Source organism: Bacillus sp. FSL R10-2780 (genome assembly GCF_038006125.1).
In the GTDB taxonomy this organism is placed as follows: domain Bacteria; phylum Bacillota; class Bacilli; order Bacillales; family Bacillaceae_G; genus Bacillus_A; species Bacillus_A cereus_U.
Genome location: NZ_JBBOUQ010000001.1, coordinates 248,304 through 275,300, shown reverse-complemented (window position 1 = coordinate 275,300; position 26,997 = coordinate 248,304). Strand labels below are relative to the sequence as shown.

Here is a 26,997-nt window from a genome sequence, read left to right as displayed (position 1 = left end):
AAATTCATTGTATATTATATAAACTATGTTTAATCTCTGTTTATATAATATACAATGCAAGAAAAAAGAGGATAATACGTCCTCATATTGGACATATTATCCTCTTCTTATTATAGTCTGTTTAAGTTTCACTTTGGAGGTTTTAGCTCCCTACATATTTCAAGGCAATACAAGGATTAATTTCCCCTTCTTCCTTCCCTCTCTCTATTCTCTGTTTCATCTGATGCATACCGATGACATCATTTGTATGAAGGTGAATTTCATTAACATATAGACCTTCTGTACAAAAGACTTCTACAAAATCTAACCCATTCTTTTGCCTCCATCCCATGTTAAAATCAAGAGAGAGGATGTTTACCTTATTACTCCGAACAAATTGTAATGCAGATTCTACTGTAGTTGCCAAAACATATCCGTACGGGCAACTTCTTTGATCATCCATATATACATTCATTTTCTATCTCCTCTCTATTTTGCATATGTGACCAACACATAACATATTGCTCCAAGGCTAATAAAAGGTCCAAACGGAATTGGGGTTCTTATTTTTATACGTTTTAACGCTATACCTATTCCGAAAAAACAAAGACTAAAGCAAGATGCTAAAAATAAAGTTATAAAAACCCCTTTCACTCCCACTATAAATCCGAGTAACGAAAGTAATTTTACATCACCTCCGCCAAGACCATCTGGATAAATCCTTTGCATGCAATATAACAAAATGAATATAGTTCCACTACCAGCTAAACTATCTATCCAAGTAACTAACGGTACAAAAATACATTCTAAAATAAGCAAAAGCGCAAACCAAATTAAAATACGATTAGGTATTAGCATATATACTAAATCTGTAACTGAAATAATAAGAAGTAAAGAAAAGAGCGATAAAGTGATGATGAGCTCTCGTTCTATTCCAATTACATATACAGTAAGAAAAAATAAACTACCTGTAACAAATTCAAATACTATGTACAAACTTGAGATTTTCCTCTTACAATTCGTACAACGCCCTTTTTGTATACAAAATGAAATGATTGGAATCAGTTCTTTCGGCTTTAACGTATACTTGCAGTAATAACAGTACGAACGCGGTGTAATAATAGATTCCCCTACTGGAACTCTCATCGCAATCACCATAAAAAAAGAACCAAACACCATACCCATTAACAATGCATATAAATAAGTGAACATCCCTTCCTCTCCTTTCCAAAAGAACATAACAAAAAAAGGAGAGAACTTCTACTTCATATTATCTTTATTCTATTAAAAAAGCAGGCCGTTTTCCGGCCTGCTTTCCCCTATTTTATACGATGAAATATACTGCTTTTAATGGTCCGTGTACTCCGACAACAAGATTCATTTCAATATCCGCAGAGTTACTTGGTCCTGTAATAAAGTTAATACAAGATGCGACTGCTTCACCTTTTTCCACACGAGAGTTCATATGTTGAACTGCTTGTGTAATGCGAGGTACAAGTGTTTCACGTGGAATAATAGCAAAGTATACAGTCGGTAAAAAGTGTAAAGAACGCCCTTGTCCTTTATGACTTTGTACAACAATCGTACCAGATTCAGCTAATGTATAATCACTAAATGCAATACCGATATTCGCTTTTTCCGCTATACGCATATTCTCTTCTTTTTTCTCAGGATCCCATACATTTACCTCAACATTTTGCTTTGGAAGCTCTTCTTTAAATAAAGAAGTCAATCCATAGGAATCAAAACGTTCATCTGCTGATAATATAATAGGTCCTCCGCCGTTTTCAACGATTACTTTTTGAATATCTTCACGTAAACGGTCGTTTGTCGTTTCCACAACAGTTGTATGAATGTTTGTACATTGATTTTTAAATACTTCTAACAATTCTTCTTGTGAATAATCTTTTAACGTTTCTTCATTCACATTACTTTTCCATGCTGGACGTTCTACGCCTTCTGTTTTACGCGCGCGCCCAAGTTCTTTTGCGATATTATCTAGAAAGGGCTCACGGTTTTGAATTAATCCTGTCATTATTTGTCCCCGCCTTTCTTATGATCTTTATACCAATCACGGAATCGTTCTTTACTTGGAGCCGGGAATTCACGAATATCCGTCCAGTTTTTAAGTGGACCAACACCTTTTGATACACGATTGCCAGATGTAAATGGACTCATTGCTGCCGGTGCTATTTTTGATCCCATTTTATATAAAGCTGCTGAAGATGCGCCCATACTAAACATTTTCATTGCTAATTTCTCTGCAAGTGGGGCACGTCCTTCTTGCTCAACGATAACTTGACGATGTTTTAATAATAAATCATGTAACGGAATCTTTACTGGACAAGCTTCCGTACACGCTCCGCATAAACTAGATGCATAAGGAAGTTCTTTATAATCATCATATCCACCTAAAAGTGGTGTTAACACTGCACCAATTGGTCCTGAATAAATAGAACCATATGAATGTCCACCAACGTGACGATACACAGGACATACATTGACACAAGCAGCACAACGAATACATTGCAATACTGAACGGAATTCCGATCCAAGGATTTGAGAGCGGCCATTATCAACAACGACTAAATGAAACTCTTCTGGTCCATCTACCTCTTCCTCTTGAATTGGTCCTGCTACTGTTACATAACTTGTTAACTTTTGACCTACTGCACTACGACATAGTAAACCAACTAAAACATCTAATTCTTCCATTGTCGGAACCATACGTTCCATACCCATTACTGCAATTTGTGTTTTCGGAATCGACATAACAAGATCGGCATTACCTTCGTTCGTTACTAAACAAAGAGAGCCCGTATTTGCAACAGCGAAGTTACAACCTGTCACACCAATTTCTGCATCCATAAATTTCTCACGAAGTTGTTTACGAACAAACTTTGTCATTTCGTATGGATCATCAGAATTTTCATATCCAAGTTTTTCTTTAAATACATCACGAATTTGCGTTCTGTTTTTATGAAGTGCAGGCGCAATAATATGTGATGGTGGATCGTTATCTACTTGTAAGATATACTCTCCTAAGTCACTCTCTAACACTTCACAACCAATCTCTTCAAGGGCATGATTCATACTAATTTCTTCAGTTACCATTGATTTTGATTTTACAACTTTCTTCGCTTGTTTCTTTTTTGCAACGTCTTGAATGTACTTTGCTGCATCCTCTTTCGTTTTCGCAAAGTAAACGTGACCGCCTCTTTTTGATACATTTTCACTTAACTGCATTAAGTAATAATCAAGATTTTCTAACGTATGTTGACGAATTTGTTCACCTAGTTCACGCCACTCTTCCCAGTTTCCTAACTCTTCAGCTGCTTTCAATCGATTTGTATATAAACGCGTTTGTGCAGAAGATACTGCTCCGCGCATAAACGAATCTTGAATTCCATCGCCAACGCGATCATTAAATTTTTTCTCACTGATTTTCATAGACATAGCTTATGTTCCCCCTTCATGAGCGACTATTCAAGACCTCAGCAATATGCATTACTTTTACTTCTTTTCCTAAACGCTCAATACGTCCGCCAATGTTTAACAAACACCCACAATCTGCACCGATTAAATAATCAGCACCTGTTTCCATTACACTATCTACTTTTTCATCTACCATTTGCTCAGAAATTGGAGTCATCTTAACTGAAAACGTTCCCCCAAACCCACAACAATTTTGCACGTTTGGCAGTTCTCTCACAGTTAATCCTTTTACGTTTGATAATAAAATTCCTGGTGCCTCTTTTACTCCAAGCAGGCGTGTCATATGACAAGATTTATGAATAGTAGCTATTCCTGGTAAACTTGCACCAACATCTGTAACTTTTAAAACATCTACAATAAATTGTGTGAATTCATATGTTTTATCAGCAACCTTTTGTGCACGTTTAGCCCACTTCGGATCATCTTTAAAAACATGCGGATACTCATGAAACATTGTCGCACAAGAGCCAGATGGCGTAACGATATATTCTGCATCTTCGAAAGTTTCAATCATATGTTTCATCGCTTCTTTTGCTGCTTCTACATGGCCGCTATTATAAGCAGGCTGACCACAACAAACTTGTGCTTCTGGAAATTCAATTTCACAACCTAAACGCTCCAATACTTCAACTGTTGCTTTGCCGACGTTTGTTTCAAACATATCGACTATACAAGTAACAAATAAAGTGACTTTCATAACTATAATTCCCCCTCATTACAACTTCGCCAACAATCATATGGTCATCAGATGACTAAGATTAGAAGAAGTAGGCTCAACCATGGCCTATCCTCTCCCTCTTCTAAAGAAAACGTTTACTTAATCTCTCTCTATTTTATCAGAAAATTAGAAAAATAAAAGATTAAATTACGAATTTATATCGCTTTTACCTGTGACAATATGTTCTACATTTGTTAAATGATTTAGCATTGCTTGCTGCGCTAATTCCACATCTTGCTTTAACACCGCATTATATATAGATTGATGCTCTTCTAAAAGTCGTTCTGATGTTGTTTGTTCACCATATAAAATAATGCGTCTTGATTCACCAATCGTTTCAGCAATCATCTCTGAAACATGATTCATGAGCTCAAGTAAGATGTTATTATGCGAAGACTCTGCAATTCCCATATGGAACTGAAAGTCTGCTTTTTCGCCAGCCTTTTCATCTCCAATGCTCTTTGCCATTTCATCTAACCAATGCTTCATATTTTGCAAATTAGCTTCCGTACGTTTTGCCGCTGCCGCTCGAACTGCCCCCACTTCGAGCACCTTCCGTACTTCTAATAAATTCAAAATATCCTCTTTCTTCATTAATAACTTGTTATTTAGTGATTTTGTTAATGAAGAAGGATCGAAATTCCTTACATATGTACCTTCTCCTTGTTTCATTTCAATTAAGCCCATTGCTCTTAGCGCACTTAGCGCTTCACGAACAGCAGATCTGCCAACTTGAAACTGCTCAGCTAATTGATGAACAGGAAGTAGTTTGTCACCAGGTTTTAACGTACCATTTTTAATCATTGTTAAAATAGCTTCAGATACTTCTTCGTAAATTTTTTTCGGTTTAATAGATTTGTACTCCAGTTAAATCACCTCAGTATCTTCCAAACAACAATTGTAACGTTTTATAAGAACTTAGCATCCATAACTATTTTAGAACGAATTAGTAAGAAGTACAAATGTTTTGTTCATAAAATAGTCAATTTTTTGATATTTGTTTGATATTAATTAATACATTTACGCGTAACTATTTACCTTCAATATGAAGAGCATATTCCAAAAGTTAGAATATGCTCTCCTCATCTTGTGCTTTTAATTTAATAATAACTGTCGTTCCCTTACCTTTTTCACTTTCTATTCTCCACTCACCATCATGTATATGAACAATTTGCCTTACAATTGCAAGACCTAAACCTGTTCCACCGTGTTGACGACTTCTCGCTTTATCTACTCGGTAAAAGCGTTCCCCGAGATTTTCTAAATGCTCTCTATCAATACCTATTCCTGTATCTTTTATGTGCAATTCACAATAATCATCGATTTGCTTTAATGTTATTATGATATCCCCGTTTTGATTTGTATAACGTATCGCATTATCTAACACATTATGAAGTACTTGTTGCATACGATCCTCATCAATCATTACGATAATTTCAGGATTTAAATTCGTTGAAATACGAAGGGTTTTTTCTATAAACTGTAACTCGTACGTATCTAGTACATCTTCAATAAGCTGTGAAAAAACGATAGGTTGTTTCTTTAGGGGAAAGTGTTCACCTTCTAGCTGCGCTAGATCTAATAAATCATGAACGAGGCGCTGCATGCGACCTGCCTCTTTATGAATAAGTTGCGTTACTTTTTCCTGCTGCGGCCCCTTCGCTACACCGTCTAAAATAGCTTCACTATATCCTTTAATATAACTAAGCGGTGTTCTAAGTTCATGCGAAACATTAGCTAAAAATTCCTTACGCTTTACATCTTCTGTTTCTAAAGAATTTGCCATTTTATTAAAAGCTTTTCCCAATCGTCCAATTTCATCTTCTGAAGAAATTGTAATCCGCTCTGAGAAATCTCCAGTAGCCAAATGATTTGCAACTCGTTCCATTTGCGAAAGCGGTCTCGTAATAGCGATAATAATTTTTCTACCAATCCATATTGTAATTAAAATCATTGCAAGTGCTAACGGCGCTAAAATAAGACCCATATCAAATATTAAGTCTTTTATACTTTTTAAAGGAATATAAGAGTATACAATACCAACTAATTTTTTATTATCTAAAACAGGGATGACAACACCCATAATATTACGATCAAAATGTTCTTCATACCCTATCTTTGTCACAGTTTTCCCATCTAATAGCGCCTGTCTATCCCCTTCACTTATAAGAGAATGATGGTGAACATCAAAAGGCAAACATGCGCTTAAATCACGCGGATTGTATACGAAAAGGACATCTGAACTAGATATTTGATCATATGCCCTTACTTTCTCTTCAAAAGTGGATACTCCTTCACGTTTATCATATTGCGTGGCAAGACGTTTCCCTTCCATTACTAATGAATCTTTTAAATTATCAACGTATAACTTTTCATATGAGTATAAAGATACAAAATAAAGAAAGGAAACTGTTACACATACTGCACATACTACTGTAAGCCAAAGCTTTTGTACCATCGTAAACATACGTTACACCTCAAATTTATAACCTACACCCCAAACGGTTTGAATGTAGTTTCCACTTTCTCCTAGCTTTAGACGCATCGTTTTCACATGCGTATCTACCGTTCTTGTACTTCCTGCATAATCATATCCCCACACCTTTTCAAGCAATTGTTCCCGGCTAAATACTTGTCCATTATGTTGGCAAAGAAAATATAGTAAATCGAACTCTTTTACCGTAAGAGGAATCGTCTCACCATTCGTCTCGACCCTCCTACTTTTTTCATTAATAAGAATCGGTCCAAATTGAATCTCTTCTTGCTGTTCTTGCTTTGTATATCGTCTTAAAACAGCTTCCATACGAGCAATTAGTTCCCCAGGACTAAATGGCTTTACAATATAATCATCTGCTCCCATACGTAAGCCGTTCACCCTATTCCACTCTTCACCTTTTGCTGTTAAAAATATAATAGGTACATCCGACGTTTTTCGAATCTCTTTACAAACTGAAAGCCCATCCATCTCAGGCATCATAATGTCTAGTACAACGAAATCGTAATGATCCGTCTCTAATTTTCGAAGTGCCTCTCTTCCATTTTCAGCTTCTCCCCACTCGTATCCGAAGTTATCTAAGTACATTCCGACAAGTTGCCTCATATCACTTTCGTCATCTACGACTAGCACTTTATATTTACTCATTGCCCTTCCCCTTCTCTCTCTATGAGTTGAAACGGTCCTTTACCGACTTTAATTGTTTGTTTTATTTTCATATTCTTCATATCCATTACGCATACTTCATCGCTATCATAACTAGCTACATATCCTTCTGCACCGCTTTTCAAAAATGCAAATGGATTAGATCCTACTTCTGCAAATCCTACCTCTTGATACGTACTTGCATCAAACTTTCTAAGCGTATTTGAACCGTGACTTAGCGCATATACATACTTATCATCCTTTGTTATATTCACAGGCATAAACGGAGCATGTAAAGAACGTATCATCTCTCCGCTCTGTAAAGAATACACTAATACTTTCTCATTCACTTGACTTCCATCACCATGTCCACCAATCCATATTTCTTTTCCATCAGCGCTAACCGTCGCTCCTGTTGATGCTGGCGGAATCATAAAGGACTGTATCACTTCTTTTTTCTTTGTATCAATGGTCGTTAGTTTCGTATCATAAAAGTTGAGTACAGATAACTGGTTATGATGCTCTACCATCGTTATCGGCCCTTTTCCTGTTGAAACACTCCCTGTCTCTTTTCCTTTTATCGTAAAGAACCTTACCTTTTGTTCATTTTGATCGGCAGCAAATAATTGTTTTCCATCATCTGATGCGATAACATTAGCAATTCCTTTTCCAGTCTTATATTTGTCCACTTGTCTTCCTTCTGCTAGTGAATATACATACATATATTCTAATTGCTTACCATAAACGAGTATTTCCTCGCCATTTGGAAGTAGCGTAACCCCCGCAATCGGCTCATTTAATTCCCATGTTGTTAATAGCTTCTTTGTTTTTTTATCAATAAAACTAATACTACCTTCCTTTATATTCGTTGTTATAATAACACTTTTATCTTTAGCAATCGGTGTATACGAACTTCCTTGACACCCTACTAATAGAAATAAAAAACAGAGAAGAAAAACATACTTTCTCAAAAGATTCCCTCCATCTTCGGATGATTTCGTTATAATTGTAAAGTAACAAATAAATGTGTGGAAAATGTGAAATCTTCCTTTATTAATAAACTTACATATATAATGTACAACAAATAGAATTTGAGGTGTGCAAATTATGCTTTTTCCTGATTTAGCGAATAAAATTGTACGTGAAGTACGCAGATTAATTACTGAAAACATTATTATTATTAATATACAAGGCATTATTATCGCAAGTACAGATGCGGAAAGAATCGGTCAATTTCATGAAGGGGCACTCCGCTGTGCGAAACAAAAGAATACTGTCATTATTACAAAAGATGATGAACGACGACTGCAAGGTGTAAAAGCTGGGATGAATCTTCCTTTACTATTCCATGACGAAGTAATCGGCGTGATTGGAATTACAGGAGAACCTGAAAATATTTCACAATACGGAGAAATATTACGTAAGATGACCGAATTATTAATTCATGAAAACTACTTTTTAGAACAACTAGAACTTGAGCACCGTTCTTATGAAGCATTTGTCTTTGATTGGCTTCAAAATACAGACTGGTCTCCAAGTTTTCTCGATCGTGCAAAAACGCTTGGCATTGATTTATATAAGAAGAAACAACTTATTTTATTATCAATCGCCCAAGATAATACGATGCTCCAGCGTAAAATTTGGCAACATCTGCGCAACATTTTAGCAAAAGAAAATTTATTTGTTCGCTGGGGAAATGATCGGTTTATTTTGTTTACAACAATGCACTCCAAAGAGCAAACCTTTCAATTTTTAAAACGTTTAAAACAAGACTGTGAAACTTTATTTTCTATTACTTTATATATCGGGATTGGACAAACAGTTACGCCAAGCAATATGAACTTATCGTACGAACAAGCACTACGCGCCCTTTCAGTATCACTTGAAACGAAAAAAATTGTATTTAATGAAGATTTACGTTTAGAAATGTGCTTACAAGATATTTCTACTGAAACCCGGGAACAGTTTCTAGAGCGTACTATTGAAAACTTAGTATCATCTCCTGAGCTTATGCACACTCTACGTTTATTTATCGATTATAACCAATCTTATAAGCAAACAGCTGAGCAATTACATATACACATTAACACACTGCATTACAGGCTAAAAAAGATTGAAGAACATACAGGACTTGACCCGAAACAATTCAAAGATTTAAATGTTTTATACTTCGCACTCCTCTTATTAGATAATCATACAAAAAATAACGATAAAATAGATTAATCTTTAGATGATTGTATATAGAAAGAATCCCCCTACTTTTTTATCATTATAATGAAAGCACTGTTACAACGTTTTTTATTATTACTAAATACGTTAACAGTTTGAGGGGGATTTCCAATGTTAGAAAAGCAAATTATTGATTCATTCGTATCTATTGTTGGCGAAGATAATGTAGATACATCCAATATGGGGCGTTTAACTTATAGTTATGATGCCACTCCAAACTTCCAAGCGATGCCTGATGCAGTTATTGCTCCTCGTAATACAAATGAAGTAGCAGACGTGTTAAAAGTGTGTAACACTCATAAAATCCCGGTATATGTTCGCGGGTCTGGAACAAATCTTTGCGCTGGTACGTGTCCACTTGAAGGTGGTATCGTCCTTATTTTCCGCCATATGAACAATATTTTAGAAATTGACGAAGAGAATTTAACAATTACTGTACAAGCTGGTGTTATTACACTTGATATTATTAAAGCAGTAGAAGAAAAAGGTTTATTTTATCCACCAGATCCAAGCTCTATGAAAATTTCTACAATCGGCGGTAACATTAATGAAAACTCCGGCGGATTACGTGGTTTCAAATATGGCGTAACACGTGATTATGTAATGGGGCTTGAAATTGTCTTACCGAACGGCGATATCATTCGCACTGGCGGTAAATTAGCAAAAGATGTAGCTGGTTATGATTTAACTCGTTTATTTATTGGTTCTGAAGGAACACTTGGTGTTGTTACGGAAGCTATATTAAAACTTGTCCCTATGCCTGAAACGAAGAAAACGATGCTTGCGCTATATGAAGATATTAACGAAGCTGCTCGAGCTGTTTCTGCTATTATTGCAAATAAAATTATTCCAGCGACACTTGAGTTTTTAGACCAACCAACAATTGAAGTTGTAGAAGAGTTTGCACAAATCGGTTTACCAACTGACGTTAAAGCAATTTTATTAATTGAACAAGACGGTCCACCTGAGGTTGTCAATCGAGATATCGAAAAAATGGCTAACGTTTGCCGTGCTATGAATGCGGTCGATGTTCGCGTTGCAAAAGATGAAGCCGAAGCAGATGCGCTTCGTACAGCACGCCGTAGTGCACTATCAGCACTTGCAAGACTAAAACCGACAACAATATTAGAGGATGCAACTGTACCACGTTCACAAATCGCTCCAATGGTTGAAGCAATTAATGCAATTGCAAAGAAATATAATATTCCTATTTGTACTTTTGGTCATGCTGGTGATGGTAATTTGCACCCAACTTGTATGACAGATGCCCGTAATGAAGAAGAAATGCACCGTGCTGAACAAGCTTTTGCTGAAATATTTGCAAAAGCGATTGAGCTTGGTGGTACGATTACTGGTGAACATGGTGTTGGCGCGATGAAAGCTCCGTATTTAGAAATGAAATTAGGTAAAGAAGGTATCGCTGCTATGCAAGGGATTAAACAAGCCTTCGACCCAAACAACATTATGAATCCTGGAAAGATGTTCGCGAAAGACTCTCGTAAAAGAGTGGTGGTTGAGCGATGACCACATTAAATAAAGAAAACATTCAAAAGGGATTTAAAGAACGATTAAGTGAAGATGAACTATTAAATTGTATGCGATGCGGTTTTTGTTTACCGACTTGTCCTACTTACATTCAATCTGGATATAAAGAATCACATTCGCCGCGCGGGCGTATCGCCTTAATGAAAGCCGTCGCTGATGGTTTAATTGAGCCAGATGAAGATGTTGAAAATACATTAAATGTTTGCCTAGGCTGTCGTGCTTGTGAACCTGTTTGTCCGTCTGGTGTGAATTATGGACATTTATTAGAAGAAGCTCGTGATATTATTAATCAAAATAAAAAATTCTCAGTGCCCGTGAGAGCTGTTCGTAAAGTCGTTTTTGAAGGACTATTCCCGCATCAAAATCGAATGAGAACATTAACAGGGCTAATCGGATTTTACCAGCGTTCTGGTTTACAAACGCTAACACATAAAACTGGTATTATGAAGTTATTCCCTGAAACACTTGCAACGATAGATCTCGTTTTGCCAAAAGTCCCTAAAATGAAAGCAATGAAAGATCGTCCTGAATTTTTACCTGCTGAGGTGGCAAAGAAGAAACAAGTTGCATTCTTCACAGGTTGTTTAATGGATACGATGTTTTTAGAAACAAATAACGCAACCATGAAACTTCTTCAGTTAGCTGGTTGTGATATCGTTATTCCGAAAACACAAAGTTGCTGCGGGGCATTACATGGGCATGCTGGTGAAAAGAGTGGAGCAAAAGAATTAGCAAAACGAAATATAAAAGCATTCGAAGATTTAAACATCGATTATATTATTACGAATGCAGGTGGTTGCGGAGCTTACCTCGTAGACTATGATTACCTTTTAAAGGATGATCCAGAATGGGCTGAGCGCGCAAAGCAATTTGTTTCTAAAATTAAAGATATTACTGCTATACTAGTAGAACTAGATTTCCATAAACGTAATGACTTACGACTCACGCCGCAAATCATTACGTATCAAGACTCTTGTCATTTACGCAATGTTATGCGAACATCTTCTGAACCTCGTATGTTACTAGAAGCCATCCAAGGTGCAACATATCGCGAAATGAAAGATGCGGACCGTTGCTGTGGTTCTGCTGGTATTTACAATATTGTTCATTCAGAGTTATCAATGGAATTTCTAGATTATAAAATGGACCGTGTGCATGAAACAGACGCGGCGACAATTGTTACTGCAAATCCAGGTTGTCTATTACAAATGAAACTAGGTATTGAACGAGAAGATCTTTCTCATAAAATGAGAGGAATTCACATTGTAGATTTATTATTAGAAGCAATTGAAACCAACTCGTAATAACTCGTAACATACGTAATAATAGGAAAACGGCTATCTCCTTCGTCTATGTAAAGAGATAGCCGCTTTTTTGTCTGCTACAACATTAAAAATATGTTACTTTATTATAAAAAAGAACAACAGAAACATTACAGTTTTGTAAAAATCAATCCAGTATATTCCTCAAAAAAATGTTCAAACCATTGATACAATAGGATTCTTTATTTTCCATTTAGGTAAATCTATCCAAAAACCCTCTCTTAAAACCAAGTATAAAAATGCTAAAAATTCCTTTTATACTCTATGTTTCTCTTATTTCTTCCCTTTTCTTCTCTTAGGATAAATTAGGTAATTTCAAAGTCTATGAATTTTTTTCCATCTTTTTTCTTGTAAATTGTATGCTACGATGGATTTGTCAGTCAGACAGGCTGTCAAAAACAAATCGTGTGAAAACAAATTAAAACTTTATATAGGGGGACACACATCATGAAAAAGCGTGTTTTATTATCTGTAGCTGCTGCAACAGCTCTTACTTTAGGAGTATCATCTTTAGATGCACAAGCTGCAACAGTACAACCATCTAACATAAAGGTTCAAAATATTCAGCATTCAAAAGTAATGATGCAACAAATGAGCCAACAAGAATTACAAGCATTCTTACAATCTATGGGAGTTGAGTCATTAGCACAATGGAATCAAGGTCAATTCCAACAAGATTGCTTCATTCCTGGTCAACAGCCTACTGAAAATGTTGTAACTGAACAACCAACAGCTAAGCCCGAAGCTCAAAAGCCTGCTGAGGAAACTCAAAAACCAGCGGAACAAAAGCCTGCTGAAGAAGTTGCTAAACCAGAAGCTCAAAAACCAGTTGAAAACAACAATACTCAAAATGAAACACAAAAACCTGCTGAGCAAAAGCCTGCTGAAGAAGCAAAATCTTTAAGCGAATTCGAACAACGCGTTGTTGAATTAACAAACGCTGAGCGTACAAAACAAGGCTTACCAGCATTACAAATTGATACTGAATTAAGCAAAGTTGCACGTGCTAAATCTGAAGATATGCAAAAGAATAACTACTTTGATCATAACAGCCCTACATACGGGTCTCCGTTCGACATGATGAAGAAATTTGGTATTTCTTATACATCTGCAGGTGAAAACATCGCACAAGGCCAACGTACACCAGAAGAAGTTGTACAAGCTTGGATGAACAGTGCTGGACACCGTGCAAACATTTTAAATAGCGGCTTCACTCATATCGGTGTTGGTTATGTAGAAAGCGGCAACTACTGGACACAACAATTTATTACGAAGTAAATAGATTAAAAGAGTCTTCTCATGATGAGAAGACTCTTTTTTATGTTTCATAGCTTTCTAATATGTATGCGTATAAAATGTAGAACATAAACAAAATAGACCCGCAGCTTATTACACTAATTAACAAATAAAATCCCCACTTCAGGCTCAAAAGCAATGAAAATAATACGCTGCATGCCATCACTTGAAAGATTCGCCTACTAACTAAACGGATCTTTTGTAATTTGATCGGTTCTTTCTCTCTATCCTTCACCTTTTTAAACACTTTACTAAAAATAAAAAGAAACATACTAATTCCAATCGTTAGTCCTGTCTGAAAGGATATAATACTTCCCAAATTAATAAAGAGAATTAGTATATGGACAAACATCATAAATAAAGTAATACTCTTTATAAATCCACTTATAATGAAATGCTCTCCTTCATTAAACTTATATACATTATGTGAAATAATATATATTAATCCATGTAAAATAGTAATAAGGACAGGAATACATAATACGACAACTTGTTTACTCATAAACTCGTTCGCTCCACCATTCTCGTTCCAATGCACTGCCATACGAGTTGGTAAATATGGATAAATACATAGAGTAAGTAAAAGACAAGCGAAAAATATCCCTAGCATATATTTATATTTGATCAAGTAATTCTCACCTCTCTTTTCTCTTAACGGCTTCGCCTCTTTTAGAGAAATCCCTGCAAAAATCTACCTTTTTCAACTTTAAGCTTACACTTTACCCATTTTCTCTTTCAAATTTTTTCATTGTGTCGTTTAAATTTGTAGGGAAAGGTACGTCAACCACGATCTCTTCTTTCGTAATCGGATGCAAAAAATTAATCTTCATCGCATGTAACGCTTGCCCGGACATATATTTTGTTTGCCCACCATATAATACATCCCCAACTAATGGATTTCCATTATAGCTCATATGAACGCGAATTTGATGCGTTCTACCGGTTTCTAACTGTAACGTTACGAGCGTAGCATTTTGTTTTTTAAAATATTTCTCTACTTTATAATACGTTATAGCTTGGTCTCCCTTTGGAGAAACACGGCGTCTTGTAGCATGATGTCGATCTCTTCCGATGGCCGCGTCAATTGTCCCCTGCTTCTTTTTTACTCTTCCTTCAACAAGTGCCGTATACGTTCTTTTAATTTTCCGTTCCATTAATAAACGATCCATAATTGCACCCGCAATTCTATGTTTTGCGAATACAACACCACCTGTCGTATCTTTATCTAACCTATGGATATGACGAACCTTCGTCTCTAAACCTTGCATTTGAAAATGAAAAGCAACAAGATTGGCAAGTGTTCCCGTCCCATTTTTTTCAGAAGGATGTGTATCCATTTGCTCAGGCTTATTTACAATGAGTACGTGATCGTCTTCAAACACTACATTTAATTCACCATATTCCGGCTCTACGCCGTACTCCTCCTCCATAAACATATGAACTTGTAACTTATCTCCTTCTTTTAAAAGTTCATTCCATCTCCTCTGTTCTCCGTTAACCGTAACACCTTTTTCCATACGAAGCTGATGTAATAACTTTTTTGGTACTTCCCATTCTACTTTTAACAACGACTCAATACTTATACCATTCCACGTTGCTGGAACCGTAATTTCACACCATTCGCCCTTTTTCTTTGTTTCCATACTATAATCACCTTATTTCTATTGATTCTCTCATTGTAACGGAAAACATACTTTGATGCACCGTCAAAAATAGAGGACAGTCTTATAATCGACTGTCCCCTCACGCTCTAAGCCTTTTCATCTCCTGCAACACTTCTTCAGCTTTTTGTTCATACAATAAATCTTTAAAGAAATCCGCCAATCGTTTATAGTCGTTGTACGTATCTAATAAGTCGTCTATTTTCTCTCCTTTCATAACTTGCTGCTTTTGCTTCATTTTTACTGGATAACGATATCCCGATACTTCTTGTATTTTATAATACTCATCCTCTACTTGAATGACTTTTACAAGTTCCTCTTCTTCCGCATCCATCGTATACCCGTCAAAGTCTCTAAGTAACTCATATATGATATGAGTCCATTCATCTTTTGGATAAAACCCTTTTTCTAACCGATAACCGACAATGCGATACAAATGCCCATCTTTTTCTGCAAACTGTACTGTATCATTTAGCTTAAACTTAAAATAACGAAACATTGCCTTCACCTACTTGTATGTATTGTTCTTATCACATACTATTTGCAAAATATAGGCCTCGCTATTCATAAAAAAATACTCATCTTATAGATGAGCATTTTTTACGATGATTTTTCTCTTTTCTTTCGAAATGGTAACCACCAGTTCCAATCTCCAAACAATTTCATTAAACTTGGTACAAGCATAAGTCGAATAATTGTTGCATCAAGAAATATCGCTAATGCGACTCCAATACCCATCTGCTTTACTGGCAAAATATCAGTAAAGGCGAACGCACCGGTAACAACAATCATAATTAAAGCAGCGGATGTAATGATGCGGCTTGTCGAGACAAGCCCTTCTAGCGTTGCTTGATCGTTATCTCCAGTTTCCTCATATAACTCATGGATTCGTGAAATAAGAAATACTTCATAATCCATGCTAAGCCCAAATACGAGGCCGAAAATAAAGATTGGTAATACAAATAAAACTGAACTCTCATCTAATCCGAAATGACCACCTTCAAATAACCAAATAACAATTCCAATTGTTGCACTTAAACTAAGTACATTCATAATAATCGCCTTTATTGGAATGAGTATCGAGCGGAATGCGAATAATAAAATAACAAAGGTTGACCCAAATATAACAGACATACCAATTGCAACTTTATCTTTAATTTCATCTTCCAACTCTTGTTGGAACGTTGTCATCCCGCCTAAATAATAAGTAACATCGTTTTCTTTATAATTCTTTTTGAAATCACGAACCCATTGTTTTGCAGTTTCTGTACTTGGCTTCGTATCCAAAAAGACTTCCATTGTTGTTTTATTTCCTTTCGTATACGCTTCAAATACAGGAGCTATTTTCGCCGCTTCTGGTGATTGTAACATTCCCGCAACTTGATCTGCTTTCATTCCATTTAGCCCGTCATATACACTTGTCACCTTATATACTTGCTTGTCATCTTTTAACTTTTGAACGACATCTTCTACCTTTTGTAAGCTTTCTTTTTCTGTTATATCATCCTTCGTCTCTACTACTAAAGTAACATCGGCGTGTGTTTTGACAGTCTTATTAAAGGCTTCTTCATACTTCTCAAATGCAATTCTCGTATCACTCTTTTCAGGTAACGCTTCAACACCAGGAAACTGCAAGTTAGCTGTACGTAGCGGTAATAAACAAATAACAATAAATGTTATAACAACAATAATCATGACGATTGGATGTTTCATTACAAACTGTGCAAATTTACGCCAGACCTTTGATGGCGTAGGCGCCGCCTGATTCTTTTTTAATATCCTTTTACCAATTAAAGATAATAGTGCTGGAAGAAGTGTGAGCGAAAACAAAATACTCATAATAACGACAATCATCCCGCTAATAGCAACAGACTGAATATAATCTATCTTAAAGAAAAATAAGCCTGATAAACCGACGAATACACATAACCCTGAAAATACGATAGCGCGTCCTGCCGTTTGATACGTAATCGCTATCGCTTCTTTCACTGTTCTCTTCGCAACTTCCTCTCGGAAACGATTTACAAATAACAGTGCGAAATCAATTGATAATGCGAGCCCAATCATCGGCGCAACATTTAACACGAAAATAGATAGCTCTTTATCACTACCTATAAAATATAAAATCCCCATCGTACTAATGACACTAAGCGCACCATTTACAATCGGTAAAATAGACGCAATCAGACTACCAAATGAGAATAATAGTACGAGAAAAGCAATAGGTAATCCAATCATCTCTGCTACTTTTAAATCATTTTGCGTTCTTTCATTAATCTCTTGATTAATTTTCGGATATCCTGTCGGTGTTACTTTTAATACGCTATTACTTTCCTTCTCGATTTTTTCGGCGAATTGTAATGTCTTTTCCATTCGTTCTTTATTTGTTTTCCCGGAAAATAAAATCGTCGCATAACCGATATCATCTTGTAACATCTCTTTATTTTGCATGGGATGATGGAAAGATTCGTATGTTTCCTTCTCTTGAATTTGATTTATTATCCCCTCTATACGCTTTTGGAAATCCTCATGCGAAGTATTTTTTTCCTTTTCAAAAACGAGTAAAAGTGTATCTTGAGACTGCTTAAAATCTTTATCTAAAATTTCTTTCGTCTTTTGATAATCTCCTTCTGTTTGGAAACCATCACCGCCCAATACTCCTGGAAGTTTTGGAGCAAAAGTACCGAGCACTATCGCAAGTAATAGTAATGCTACGATTACTGTATAACGAAATTGATACAAAAAAGTTCCTATCTTCCCCCACTTATCAATTTTATGTACATTTGTCTTCACACATTTTCACCTACTTTATATAATTCACTTATCATTTATACTGTATCACATCTCCCCATAAACAAAAAACGTCTAGGAAAACTATAATACTAGTTTTTCTAGACGTTTTTCTATCTCTCGTTATTAAGTCCCAATCTCTCGGTAAGTAAACGATGACAATAAATTGCGATGATTAACAAAATGCCACCTGCGCAGTAACCTGCTAAAATATCGGTTGGATAATGTACATTTAAAATGACTCTACTTAATCCAATCAATATAATTAATATGCCCATCGAAATCGTAATACCACATTTTCCAGCTATACTTTTCACATTCGCAGCAATGATATAGGCAAGAAAACCGAATGTTATGATAGATAGCATTGCATGTCCACTTGGGAAGCTATACCCAAGTGCGTCAAGTGCCTCATTTAATGATGGGCGGTCTCTTTTTGCAATTTCTTTTATCCCTTTATTAACAAGATGTGTCGTTAATATAGCCATTGGATACACAATCATAGCAGCATAATAACGCTTTTTCCAAAAAACGAACAAGCTTATAATTAGTGTCGTTATAACTCCAATTGCAGATCCTAACTTTGTAAAGTATGTGAAGAATGTAAGTGAGCTTTCCGTTTGTAATCCTTTCACCATATCACGTACGTATGTATCCATCATTGTAACACCACCTACATGTACCCTCCAAGCGATGATGCTAAATAGAACAAACAACAAAATGATACACATTAATTCATACTGATGTAACTTTTTCTTCAATCGATTTCCTCCTACTATGAAAAAATGCGATTTCTACTTTAGAAACCGCATTTTCTTACTTATTTACCTTTTGTTTTCAGCTCTGTCCAGTAGCGATCGTAGTCTTTTAACTTATCGTCTACATCAACAAGCCACTCTGTACGATCTAATTCTTCTTTTGTTAAGAAGATCATGTGATTATCACGATATTCTTTACTATGAAGAGGATGAGCTTTTTCATTTGGATTACTGTAACCAATTGACTCGTAGTTTTTCACACTTACTTTTTCATCTAATAAGTAGTTCATAAACTTCTCTGCAAGTTCTTTATGTTTCGCACCTTTTGGAATCGCTAACGTGTCAGCCCAAATTGTGCCTCCTTCTTTTGGTACAACGTATCCTACATCTTTGTTATCTTTCGCAATAAATGCTGCGTCTCCAGACCAAACTGTCCCGATCCACGCATCTTCTGTAATGAATTTTTGTTTAATATTATCTGTATCAAATGCTAATAAGTTTGGAAGTAGCTTCTGTAAATCATTAGACGCTGTCTTTAACTGTGCATCCTCTTTCGTGCTATTAGAGAAACCATTTTTCTTAAGTCCCATTCCTAATACTTCACGAGAATCGTTTAATAAAGTAACATGTCCTTTATATTTCTCGTTCCATAAATCATTCCAGCTTGTAGGTGTTTCTTTCACATACTTTTTATTATATGCAATGCCTGTTACACCCCAAGTATATACTAGAGAATACTTATTCTCTGGATCAAATGCAGGTGTTTTAAAGTTAGAAACAAGGTTCTCGATGTTCGGGATGTTCTTCTTATCTAAAGGCGCTAATAAGTCCATCTTCGCCATCGTTTTCACCATGTAATCAGATGGCTGAATTAAATCATATGTCGCGCCACCAGCTTGTAATTTCGCAAGCATTTCTTCATTACTTGCATATTTATCATAGTTAATTTTCACGTTATATTTCTTTTCAAAATCTTTTAAAACTTGCTCATCAAAGTTGTCAGCCCAGCTATAAATATTCAATTCTTCTTTCTTCTCACCACAGCCCGCAAGTACACCTGCAACAAGGCCGAAGCTAATAGCTGCGCCAGCTAATGTCTTCGTCAATTTCATTGATTTTTTACCTCCTCGTTCTTTCTATATCATTCGTATTATAAAGGAAGGTGTCCTCCAGAGTTTTCTTCACCGTCTGCACCTTTATTACGGAAAATTTCCGATAGCACCATTAATCCTACAATTACAACAATTAATATTGTAGAAAGAGCATTAATTTCAGGTGATACTCCGCGCTTAACCATACTATAAATGTATAATGGCAATGTTGTTGATCCTGGTCCTGATACGAAGAAACTAATTACAAAATCATCAATCGATAATGTGAATGTTAATAATGCGGCTGAAATAACTCCTGGTGCAATTGCTGGAAACGTTACATAACGAAACGTTTGCCACGGCGTTGCTCCTAAATCGTTTGCAGCCTCTTCTAAATCACGTCCCATACCAGAAAGACGTGCCGCTAAAATAACAACAACAAATGAAATACTGAATGTAATGTGTGCAATAATAATTGTTGTTTTTCCAAGTTCCATACCTAATTGACTAAATAGGATAAGTAAAGATAATCCCATTAAAATATCAGGAATTAAAATTGGTAAATATACAAGACCGTTAATGGCCCCTTCAAAACGATATTTGTAACGGTGTAATGCAATAGCAAAAATCACACCAAGAACTGTCGTCACAATTGTCGTTATAAGAGCAATCGTAATACTATTTACAAACGCATCAATAACATCTTGTTTTTGAAATAAATCTGTATACCAATGGAGTGTAAAGCCCTCCCATTCCGCATTAATGCGAGAATCGTTGAAGGAATATACCATTAAAACCATCATTGGAAAATACAAAAACAATAAGATTAACCAAGAATAAGAAACTAAAAACTTCTTCATTTTTGCCTATTCCCCTCCGTTTCCATCATATTTATATACTTTCGTTGCACGATAATATAAGTAAATTAACAGAACAGAGAATAGAACAACAATCATAGATAACGCGGAACCAAACGGCCAGTCACGTGAACCTAAGAATTGGTTTTGAATTACGTTTCCGATTAATGCTACTTTCGATCCACCCATAACGTCTGATACAACAAACATTCCGATAGAGGAAACGAATACTAAAATAGAACCAGTAGTAATCCCTGACATCGTCATCGGTACTGTTACATTCCAAAATGCCTTTACTGGTGTTGCTCCTAAATCATAAGCTGCCTCTAGCTTACGCTTATCAAGCTGCTCAATTGCTGCATACACTGGTAAAATCATAAATGGTAATAAAGAATATACCATTCCGAGTATTACAGAAGGTGTATTGTATAACAGATTTAAAGGTTCACTAATAATACCTAGTTTCAATAGCAATGTGTTTACAAGACCTTGTGAACGTAAAATAACAATCCATGCGTATGAACGAACAAGGAAGTTAATCCAGAACGGGATCGTTGCCAATAATAAAAGGATAGAACGATATTTACGATCAACAATTGTAATTGTATAGGCAAATGGATAACCGATTAATAAACATAGTACTGTCGTAATAACCGCAATTTTCACTGTTTCCCATAACGTCCCCATATATAATGGATCAAACACACGCGCTATGTTATCTAATGTAAATTTCATTTCCACTGTCCCGTATGCTCCGCGCTGCATGAAGGCAAATGCTAATACGAACAGAAGTGGAATTAGGAAGAAGAGTAACAGCCATACGACTGTAGGTAATGCGAGTAATTTCCCTTTCTTCAATTTAAGGTCACCTCGTCCTCTTGCTCCCAGCCTACATATACATTATCTCCAATGCTCCACTGCGTTGCTTCTTCAGCAGTTTGATATGCCATTAGTAATTCCGATGTTTTCTCCTCACGTACATATAGCTTTTCCATATTTCCAACAAATTCAATATCTTCAATATGCCCAAGGTGGTATTCTTTTAAAATTGGCTCTTCAACCGAGCGAACTTTTACATTTTCAGGGCGAACTGCTACGTAGTTTTCCCCATTTTTCACGATATTATTTTCACCGATGAACGTTGCAACAAACAATGTTTTCGGTTGATTGTAAATTTCTTTAGGCGTGCCGACTTGTTCGATATGCCCTTTATTCATAACGACAATACGATCACTCATACTCATTGCTTCTTCTTGATCGTGCGTTACATATATGAACGTAATTCCTAAATTACGTTGTAAGTTTTTCAATTCACGTTGCAAATCTTTTCTTAACTTAAAGTCAAGCGCTCCAAGTGGCTCATCTAATAGTAATACACGTGGGTTGTTTACAATTGCTCTTGCAATTGCTACACGCTGTTGCTGTCCACCAGAAAGCTTCGACGGTTTACGATTACGGAACTCAAGTAACTGCGTTAAACGCATTGCCTCTTCCGCACGTTCTTTCTGTTCTGTTGCTGATACTTTTTGCATTTTCATACCGAAACAAATATTTTTTTCAACATTCATATGTGGGAATAGTGCGTAATGTTGGAACACTAAATTCATATGACGCTTGTATGGCGGCAAATCGTTAATCTTTTCATCATCTAATAAAAGATTCCCTTTAGTTGGCGTTTCAAATCCTGCGATCATACGAAGTAAAGTCGTTTTCCCGCAACCACTCGGTCCTAAAATTGTTAAAAATTCTCCTTCTTTAATATCTAAAGAAAGAGGGGGGATAATCACTTGATTTCCAAAATGTTTTTCTACTGCTTCAACTTTAATAATCTTTTTCATTTTCCCGTCCTATCTACCTTAAATTTTAATTTTTATATTCATGAATAAATATTTATGTTCTATAGACTATTTTTTGTTTCGATCCAAACAAAAATGGTTGTTTAGCAGCGTTCTCTTCTATTCTTTATGTAGTATGTTTGATTCATTTTCGCATGATACATATGTCGAACAGAAAAACCCCTTCAGTTGCGAAGGGGTTTTTATCATACGGCTACGCCTACTGATAAACACCATCATCATTTTAACAACTTTCGTATGAATTTTAAAGCACTTTTTGTAGAAGAGTAACGAATTTTCATGTCAAATGCTGTAGATTGGGACAAAATGCTTTTATAATGTGAAAAAGTCCGAAAACTTTGTTCACCGTGATAGCTGCCTAACCCACTACTTCCAACGCCCCCAAAAGGTAAATATGGCGTTGCAAGATGATATACGACATCATTTATACATCCTCCGCCATATGAAATATTACTCGTCACTTTCTCTTGCACTTTTCTATCTTCAGAAAATACATATAGTGCTAACGGCTTTGGATGGTGCTGAATCGTTTCAATTACCTCTTCTATTTTGTCGTATTCTATAATTGGTAAAATAGGTCCAAAAATTTCATCTTCCATAACAGCACTTTGCCATGTAACATTCGTTAACACTGTAGGCTCTATGTGTAATGTTTCTTTCGTATAATTCCCGCCAATCACAGGTTTACCGTCTTGCAAAAATGTACATAGACGTTCAAAATGACGCTCACTCACAATTCGCACATAATTATCATTTTGCAAAGCATCTTTTCCATATTGCTCTGCGATTTCATGTCGTAATGCCTCGATTAACTGCTCTTTCACTGAAGAATGAACGTACATATAATCAGGCGCTACACACGTCTGCCCAGCATTCAAAAACTTGCCCCAAACGATACGTCTTGCGGTTACATCTAGCTTTGCATCTTTATGTACAATACATGGGCTTTTCCCGCCAAGCTCTAACGTAAGAGGCGTTAATTTTTTCGCCGCTGCTTCCATCACAACTTTTCCAACACCAACACTACCTGTAAAGAAAATATAGTCAAACGGTTCCTTTAAAAGTGCAGTGCTTTCCTCAACACCGCCTTCTACTACCGATACAAGCTCTTCTGGGAATAATTCTTCTAGCATTCTCGTAAGCACTTTTGAAACGTTTGGCGTTAACTCTGACGGCTTTAAAACGACTGTATTTCCGGCTGCCAATGCTCCTACGAGTGGGGCAATTGCTAATTGAAACGGATAGTTCCACGGTGCGATAATAAGCGTCACACCATACGGTTCTGGCACTACTTTCCCCTTCGATCCAAAATGAGTAAGAGCTGTGCGAACACGCTTTGGTTTACTCCAAGATGAAATATGCTTCATTTGAAAAGAAATCTCTTTTAGTACATATCCAATTTCTGTTGTAAATGATTCGTGAACTGATTTATTCAAATCTAATTTCAACGCTTGAAAAATCTCATCCTCAAAACGCTGAATTCCATCATAAAGCTTCTTCAAATTATTCTTTCTCGTCTCTACACTTCTCGTATGTCCTTTGTAAAAATATTCCTTTTGTTTATTTACAATAGAGGAAATACTCATGCACTCACCTTCTCCCACTATTTTTATCCAATTCTTTCATTATTTATATAGACTTCATATGTAACAAATTTCTATTCTTAAAGTTACATTATATATAACTTTTCCCTTTATATAAAATTCATTGCTCACAAAAAAACTACCGAAAGAAAATCTCCCGGTAGTTTTACTGTATTAACGATATAAACGAACAGCACCTGCAGAGTTATCATCAGCTTGTCCTACTACTTCAAACTTCAGACCAAGCTTCGGTAAAATACGTCCTGCATCTGGAATTTGCTCATTAATATACTTTTTAGAGTCATCAAACTTCGGTACTCCTGGTAATCCATCGTATACGAATGTTCCACGCGTTGGAGATACCACTTTCCAAGCTGGCGTTTTGTCGAATGAGAACGCCGAATCAGCAATTTGGAATCGCGTACTGCTTTTAAATGTTGGTTTGCCATTTAAAGTTCCTGCAATTGCTTCTGGATGAGAGTCAACTACACCAAGGAAACCATGTCCTGGATGTATGCCAACCCAGTTATCTGTGTAAGCTGAATCCGCATACCATACAACCATACCAGTGTTATATACTGGACCGCGAGCAAATTTCAATGCGTTATCTGAACCCGCATAGTTTCTCCACTCTACATAGTAGTTATGCTTTTTCTTATCCATTCCGTTAGATGCAACGAAACCGTCCAATTTGAATTGTGGTGTACCTTCTGCATCATCAGAGAATGCAACATTTCCATCTACAGTTAGTGACGCATTATCAAGTGTAAATCCATTTAACGCCAATCCACCGTCTGTAATATATTCAAATACTAGTTTCACTTTCTTACCTTTGAATTGACTTAAATCATATGATTTATCAACCCATTTTCCATTTGTCGTAGCTGCATTTCCACTATTTGCTTTCTCACCAATTCTTTCAATCAACGTTTTTTGTCCATCTTCTGTTACAGCGTGTACTTCAAGGAAATCGTACTCTGCTTCGATTTCATACAATGACTTATAATCGAATTTTGCAGTCGTTGCTTTCGTTAAATCGAATAGTGGCGTTTCCATCGTTGTATGAAGGTCATCACCTTTTGTGCTGTAGTAATACTGTTTACCAAATGCAGGCTGAATTCCTTTTACATCTTTATCTGGTAAGTTAACACGAATCAGACCTGGACGATCTGACTTCGTAACACTTTGGTCTAAGTATGTTGCAAGACCGATACCTTTATTTAATTTCTCGTAATCTACTTCTACGATGTTCGCCCAGTTACCACCGATTGTTTTTTGGAAAAACTCTTTATTTTGTGGTGATAAACTCGTTGGCGTTGTTCCTGCGATTTTACCAGCCCAGCTTCCGCCACTCATAATAGACCAAGCTTCAACCGGTTCACCCTGACCGCTATACTGTGTATCATACTCATCTGGAAGACCTAAATCATGGCCATATTCATGTGCGAATACACCAACCGCGCCATCTTCTGGTTCAATTGTGTAGTCGAATGCTGCCATATTTCCGCCCCAATATGGAACTTTCGCTTTTGTACCTTCAATTGCGAATGGTTTTGGTCCAACTGTCCAGCGATGTGACCAAATTGCATCATCACCTAATTTACCACCGCCAGCTTCTTGTCCAACACCCGCATGAATAATCATTAAGTGATCGATTAAACCGTCCGGTTGATTTTGATTCCCATCACCATTTACATCATATTGATCGAACTGATCAAACTGTGATAAATCAAGTCCGCTATCTACAGCCGCTTTTAATGCATCTTTTACTAGATCACGTGGTCCTTTTGGTCCTTTATTATCATGACCTGTACCAGCATCTGCACCGTAATCAGCAGCTTTACCTGGAACTGTTAACCATTTTGTGACTGTTCCGTCCACTGTGTAACTACCACCTGATTGCTCTTCATAATATTGTTTAAACGTTTCAATTTTACTTCCATCATCTAACGTAAACGGCTCGTTACCGAATAACATTTTTTCATAATGCTCTTTATTAAAATCGTTCGAATACATATAGCCAGGCTCTTTATCAATATTGTTATGTTTGAAATCAGCATACTCTACAAGTAAAACGAGTACTTTGTCTTTACGAACTTCACCGTTATATCCTTTTTGTTTTGCTGGTGAAGTTGGTACTTTACCATTTAAGCCCCCTTTAACTGGACCTGTTCCTGCTGCAGTCCCGTTTGCTGGTTGCTCTGATTTTTCTTTCGTTTCTGCTTTCGCATCTTTCACTTTCTTTAAAAAGTCAGATGCATCTTTCGTAAGTTGGTCCCCATTTGTCGCTTCTTTTCCAGGATTTTCACCCTTTTTCTTCTCTACATACTTTTCGACAGCTTTCTTTGTTTCTGTCTCTGAAGCCGACGAATCAATTACCCCACGTTCTTTTAGCGCATTTGCTAATCTCTCTTCTGGGATTAAGTGATCATCAACTGGGCTTGTAGCTGTCTTGTTCTCCGGCGTTTCAGCATATACAGACTGGCTTCCAGCACCAAACGACAAGCCTAGAACAGCTGTCAAAGCAATTGATGATAACACTTTAAATGGTTTCTTGTTCATCCCTTATTGCCTCCCCTAATATAAAATATGTATTACATACTCTATATTATTAAAAATTCAATATATTTTCAATATTTAGTTATATTATGTAATTTTTTTAATATATTTGTAAAAAT

Annotated in this window: 24 protein-coding genes; 4 read left to right on the top strand and 20 right to left on the bottom strand. The window is 36.2% G+C overall.

All coding sequences use genetic code 11. The features are described from left to right. Window positions 1-142: 142 nt before the first annotated feature. The 9 genes from NSQ47_RS01430 to NSQ47_RS01390 all read right to left on the bottom strand — a co-directional run bounded on the left by NSQ47_RS01430 (window position 143) and on the right by NSQ47_RS01390 (window position 8,302). Window positions 143-454, bottom strand: a complete 312-nt coding sequence (locus NSQ47_RS01430; protein WP_002158754.1) for a cyclic-phosphate processing receiver domain-containing protein — start codon at window positions 452-454, stop codon at window positions 143-145. A 14-nt stretch (window positions 455-468) separates the two neighbouring features. Next, the gene (locus NSQ47_RS01425; RefSeq protein WP_002158755.1) at window positions 469-1,191 is read right to left on the bottom strand and encodes a prepilin peptidase; all 723 of its coding nucleotides are present in this window, start codon (window positions 1,189-1,191) and stop codon (window positions 469-471) included. A gap of 112 nt (window positions 1,192-1,303) precedes the next feature. Beyond that, a complete protein-coding gene (locus tag NSQ47_RS01420; RefSeq protein ID WP_341035916.1) occupies window positions 1,304-2,014 on the bottom strand; it encodes a LutC/YkgG family protein in 711 nt (236 codons plus the stop codon). Further along, the gene (locus NSQ47_RS01415; protein ID WP_002149674.1) at window positions 2,014-3,435 is read right to left on the bottom strand and encodes a LutB/LldF family L-lactate oxidation iron-sulfur protein; all 1,422 of its coding nucleotides are present in this window, start codon (window positions 3,433-3,435) and stop codon (window positions 2,014-2,016) included. Before NSQ47_RS01415 ends, NSQ47_RS01420 begins: the two co-directional genes overlap by 1 nt. Before the next feature lie 16 nt (window positions 3,436-3,451). Beyond that, window positions 3,452-4,171 carry a (Fe-S)-binding protein gene (locus NSQ47_RS01410; RefSeq protein WP_002149679.1) on the bottom strand — a complete coding sequence of 240 codons (720 nt, stop codon included), beginning with the start codon at window positions 4,169-4,171 and terminating at the stop codon, window positions 3,452-3,454. A gap of 168 nt (window positions 4,172-4,339) precedes the next feature. Continuing rightward, window positions 4,340-5,029 (bottom strand): FadR/GntR family transcriptional regulator, encoded by a 690-nt coding sequence (locus NSQ47_RS01405; RefSeq protein ID WP_256416076.1) that lies wholly within the window; start codon window positions 5,027-5,029, stop codon window positions 4,340-4,342. Between the two features lie 229 nt (window positions 5,030-5,258). Further along, window positions 5,259-6,659: a sensor histidine kinase gene (locus NSQ47_RS01400; RefSeq protein WP_002158759.1), complete on the bottom strand. Its 1,401-nt coding sequence runs from the start codon at window positions 6,657-6,659 to the stop codon at window positions 5,259-5,261. Between the two features lie 3 nt (window positions 6,660-6,662). After that, complete coding sequence (locus NSQ47_RS01395; RefSeq protein ID WP_341035915.1) at window positions 6,663-7,334, bottom strand: response regulator transcription factor; 672 nt, start codon at window positions 7,332-7,334, stop codon at window positions 6,663-6,665. Beyond that, a complete protein-coding gene (locus tag NSQ47_RS01390; RefSeq protein WP_002201269.1) occupies window positions 7,331-8,302 on the bottom strand; it encodes a hypothetical protein in 972 nt (323 codons plus the stop codon). The genes NSQ47_RS01395 and NSQ47_RS01390 overlap by 4 nt, the downstream gene beginning before the upstream one ends. Window positions 8,303-8,438: 136 nt before the next feature. On the opposite strand from NSQ47_RS01390, the gene NSQ47_RS01385 reads away from it, so the two are divergent. From NSQ47_RS01385 to NSQ47_RS01370, 4 genes are all read left to right on the top strand, one after another. Then, window positions 8,439-9,554, top strand: a complete 1,116-nt coding sequence (locus NSQ47_RS01385; RefSeq protein ID WP_002158762.1) for a CdaR family transcriptional regulator — start codon at window positions 8,439-8,441, stop codon at window positions 9,552-9,554. Window positions 9,555-9,671: 117 nt separating this feature from the next. Then, on the top strand, window positions 9,672-11,084 hold the full coding sequence (gene glcD / locus NSQ47_RS01380) for a glycolate oxidase subunit GlcD (RefSeq protein WP_341035914.1): 1,413 nt from the start codon (window positions 9,672-9,674) through the stop codon (window positions 11,082-11,084). After that, complete coding sequence (locus tag NSQ47_RS01375) at window positions 11,081-12,409, top strand: (Fe-S)-binding protein (protein WP_341035913.1); 1,329 nt, start codon at window positions 11,081-11,083, stop codon at window positions 12,407-12,409. The genes glcD and NSQ47_RS01375 overlap by 4 nt, the downstream gene beginning before the upstream one ends. Window positions 12,410-12,874: 465 nt before the next feature. After that, a complete protein-coding gene (locus NSQ47_RS01370; protein WP_002158765.1) occupies window positions 12,875-13,705 on the top strand; it encodes a CAP domain-containing protein in 831 nt (276 codons plus the stop codon). A gap of 40 nt (window positions 13,706-13,745) precedes the next feature. Here NSQ47_RS01370 and NSQ47_RS01365 read toward each other — a convergent pair whose 3' ends face one another. The 11 genes from NSQ47_RS01365 to inhA1 all read right to left on the bottom strand — a co-directional run bounded on the left by NSQ47_RS01365 (window position 13,746) and on the right by inhA1 (window position 26,881). After that, complete coding sequence (locus NSQ47_RS01365; RefSeq protein WP_131229817.1) at window positions 13,746-14,351, bottom strand: DUF1648 domain-containing protein; 606 nt, start codon at window positions 14,349-14,351, stop codon at window positions 13,746-13,748. A 91-nt stretch (window positions 14,352-14,442) separates the two neighbouring features. Further along, window positions 14,443-15,366 (bottom strand): RluA family pseudouridine synthase, encoded by a 924-nt coding sequence (locus tag NSQ47_RS01360; RefSeq protein WP_002158767.1) that lies wholly within the window; start codon window positions 15,364-15,366, stop codon window positions 14,443-14,445. A 100-nt stretch (window positions 15,367-15,466) separates the two neighbouring features. Next, entirely contained in the window at window positions 15,467-15,883 is a 417-nt protein-coding gene (locus NSQ47_RS01355; RefSeq protein ID WP_002158768.1) for a hypothetical protein, read from the bottom strand. 101 nt (window positions 15,884-15,984) lie between these two features. Continuing rightward, window positions 15,985-18,177, bottom strand: coding sequence for an MMPL family transporter (locus tag NSQ47_RS01350; RefSeq protein ID WP_002158769.1), 2,193 nt, complete (start codon window positions 18,175-18,177; stop codon window positions 15,985-15,987). 110 nt (window positions 18,178-18,287) lie between these two features. After that, complete coding sequence (locus tag NSQ47_RS01345; protein ID WP_002158770.1) at window positions 18,288-18,935, bottom strand: phosphatase PAP2 family protein; 648 nt, start codon at window positions 18,933-18,935, stop codon at window positions 18,288-18,290. Between the two features lie 59 nt (window positions 18,936-18,994). Next, window positions 18,995-20,044 (bottom strand): spermidine/putrescine ABC transporter substrate-binding protein PotD, encoded by a 1,050-nt coding sequence (gene potD, locus NSQ47_RS01340; protein WP_341035911.1) that lies wholly within the window; start codon window positions 20,042-20,044, stop codon window positions 18,995-18,997. 38 nt (window positions 20,045-20,082) lie between these two features. Next, on the bottom strand, window positions 20,083-20,883 hold the full coding sequence (gene potC, locus NSQ47_RS01335) for a spermidine/putrescine ABC transporter permease PotC (RefSeq protein ID WP_002149696.1): 801 nt from the start codon (window positions 20,881-20,883) through the stop codon (window positions 20,083-20,085). 6 nt (window positions 20,884-20,889) lie between these two features. After that, window positions 20,890-21,738, bottom strand: a complete 849-nt coding sequence (gene potB / locus NSQ47_RS01330) for a spermidine/putrescine ABC transporter permease PotB (RefSeq protein WP_002126118.1) — start codon at window positions 21,736-21,738, stop codon at window positions 20,890-20,892. Then, a complete protein-coding gene (gene potA / locus NSQ47_RS01325; RefSeq protein ID WP_002011479.1) occupies window positions 21,735-22,718 on the bottom strand; it encodes a spermidine/putrescine ABC transporter ATP-binding protein PotA in 984 nt (327 codons plus the stop codon). The genes potB and potA overlap by 4 nt, the downstream gene beginning before the upstream one ends. Before the next feature lie 236 nt (window positions 22,719-22,954). Beyond that, window positions 22,955-24,322: an aldehyde dehydrogenase gene (locus NSQ47_RS01320; protein ID WP_016104227.1), complete on the bottom strand. Its 1,368-nt coding sequence runs from the start codon at window positions 24,320-24,322 to the stop codon at window positions 22,955-22,957. Window positions 24,323-24,493: 171 nt separating this feature from the next. Next, window positions 24,494-26,881 (bottom strand): M6 family metalloprotease immune inhibitor InhA1, encoded by a 2,388-nt coding sequence (gene inhA1 / locus NSQ47_RS01315; RefSeq protein ID WP_002158773.1) that lies wholly within the window; start codon window positions 26,879-26,881, stop codon window positions 24,494-24,496. Window positions 26,882-26,997 lie beyond the last annotated feature (116 nt).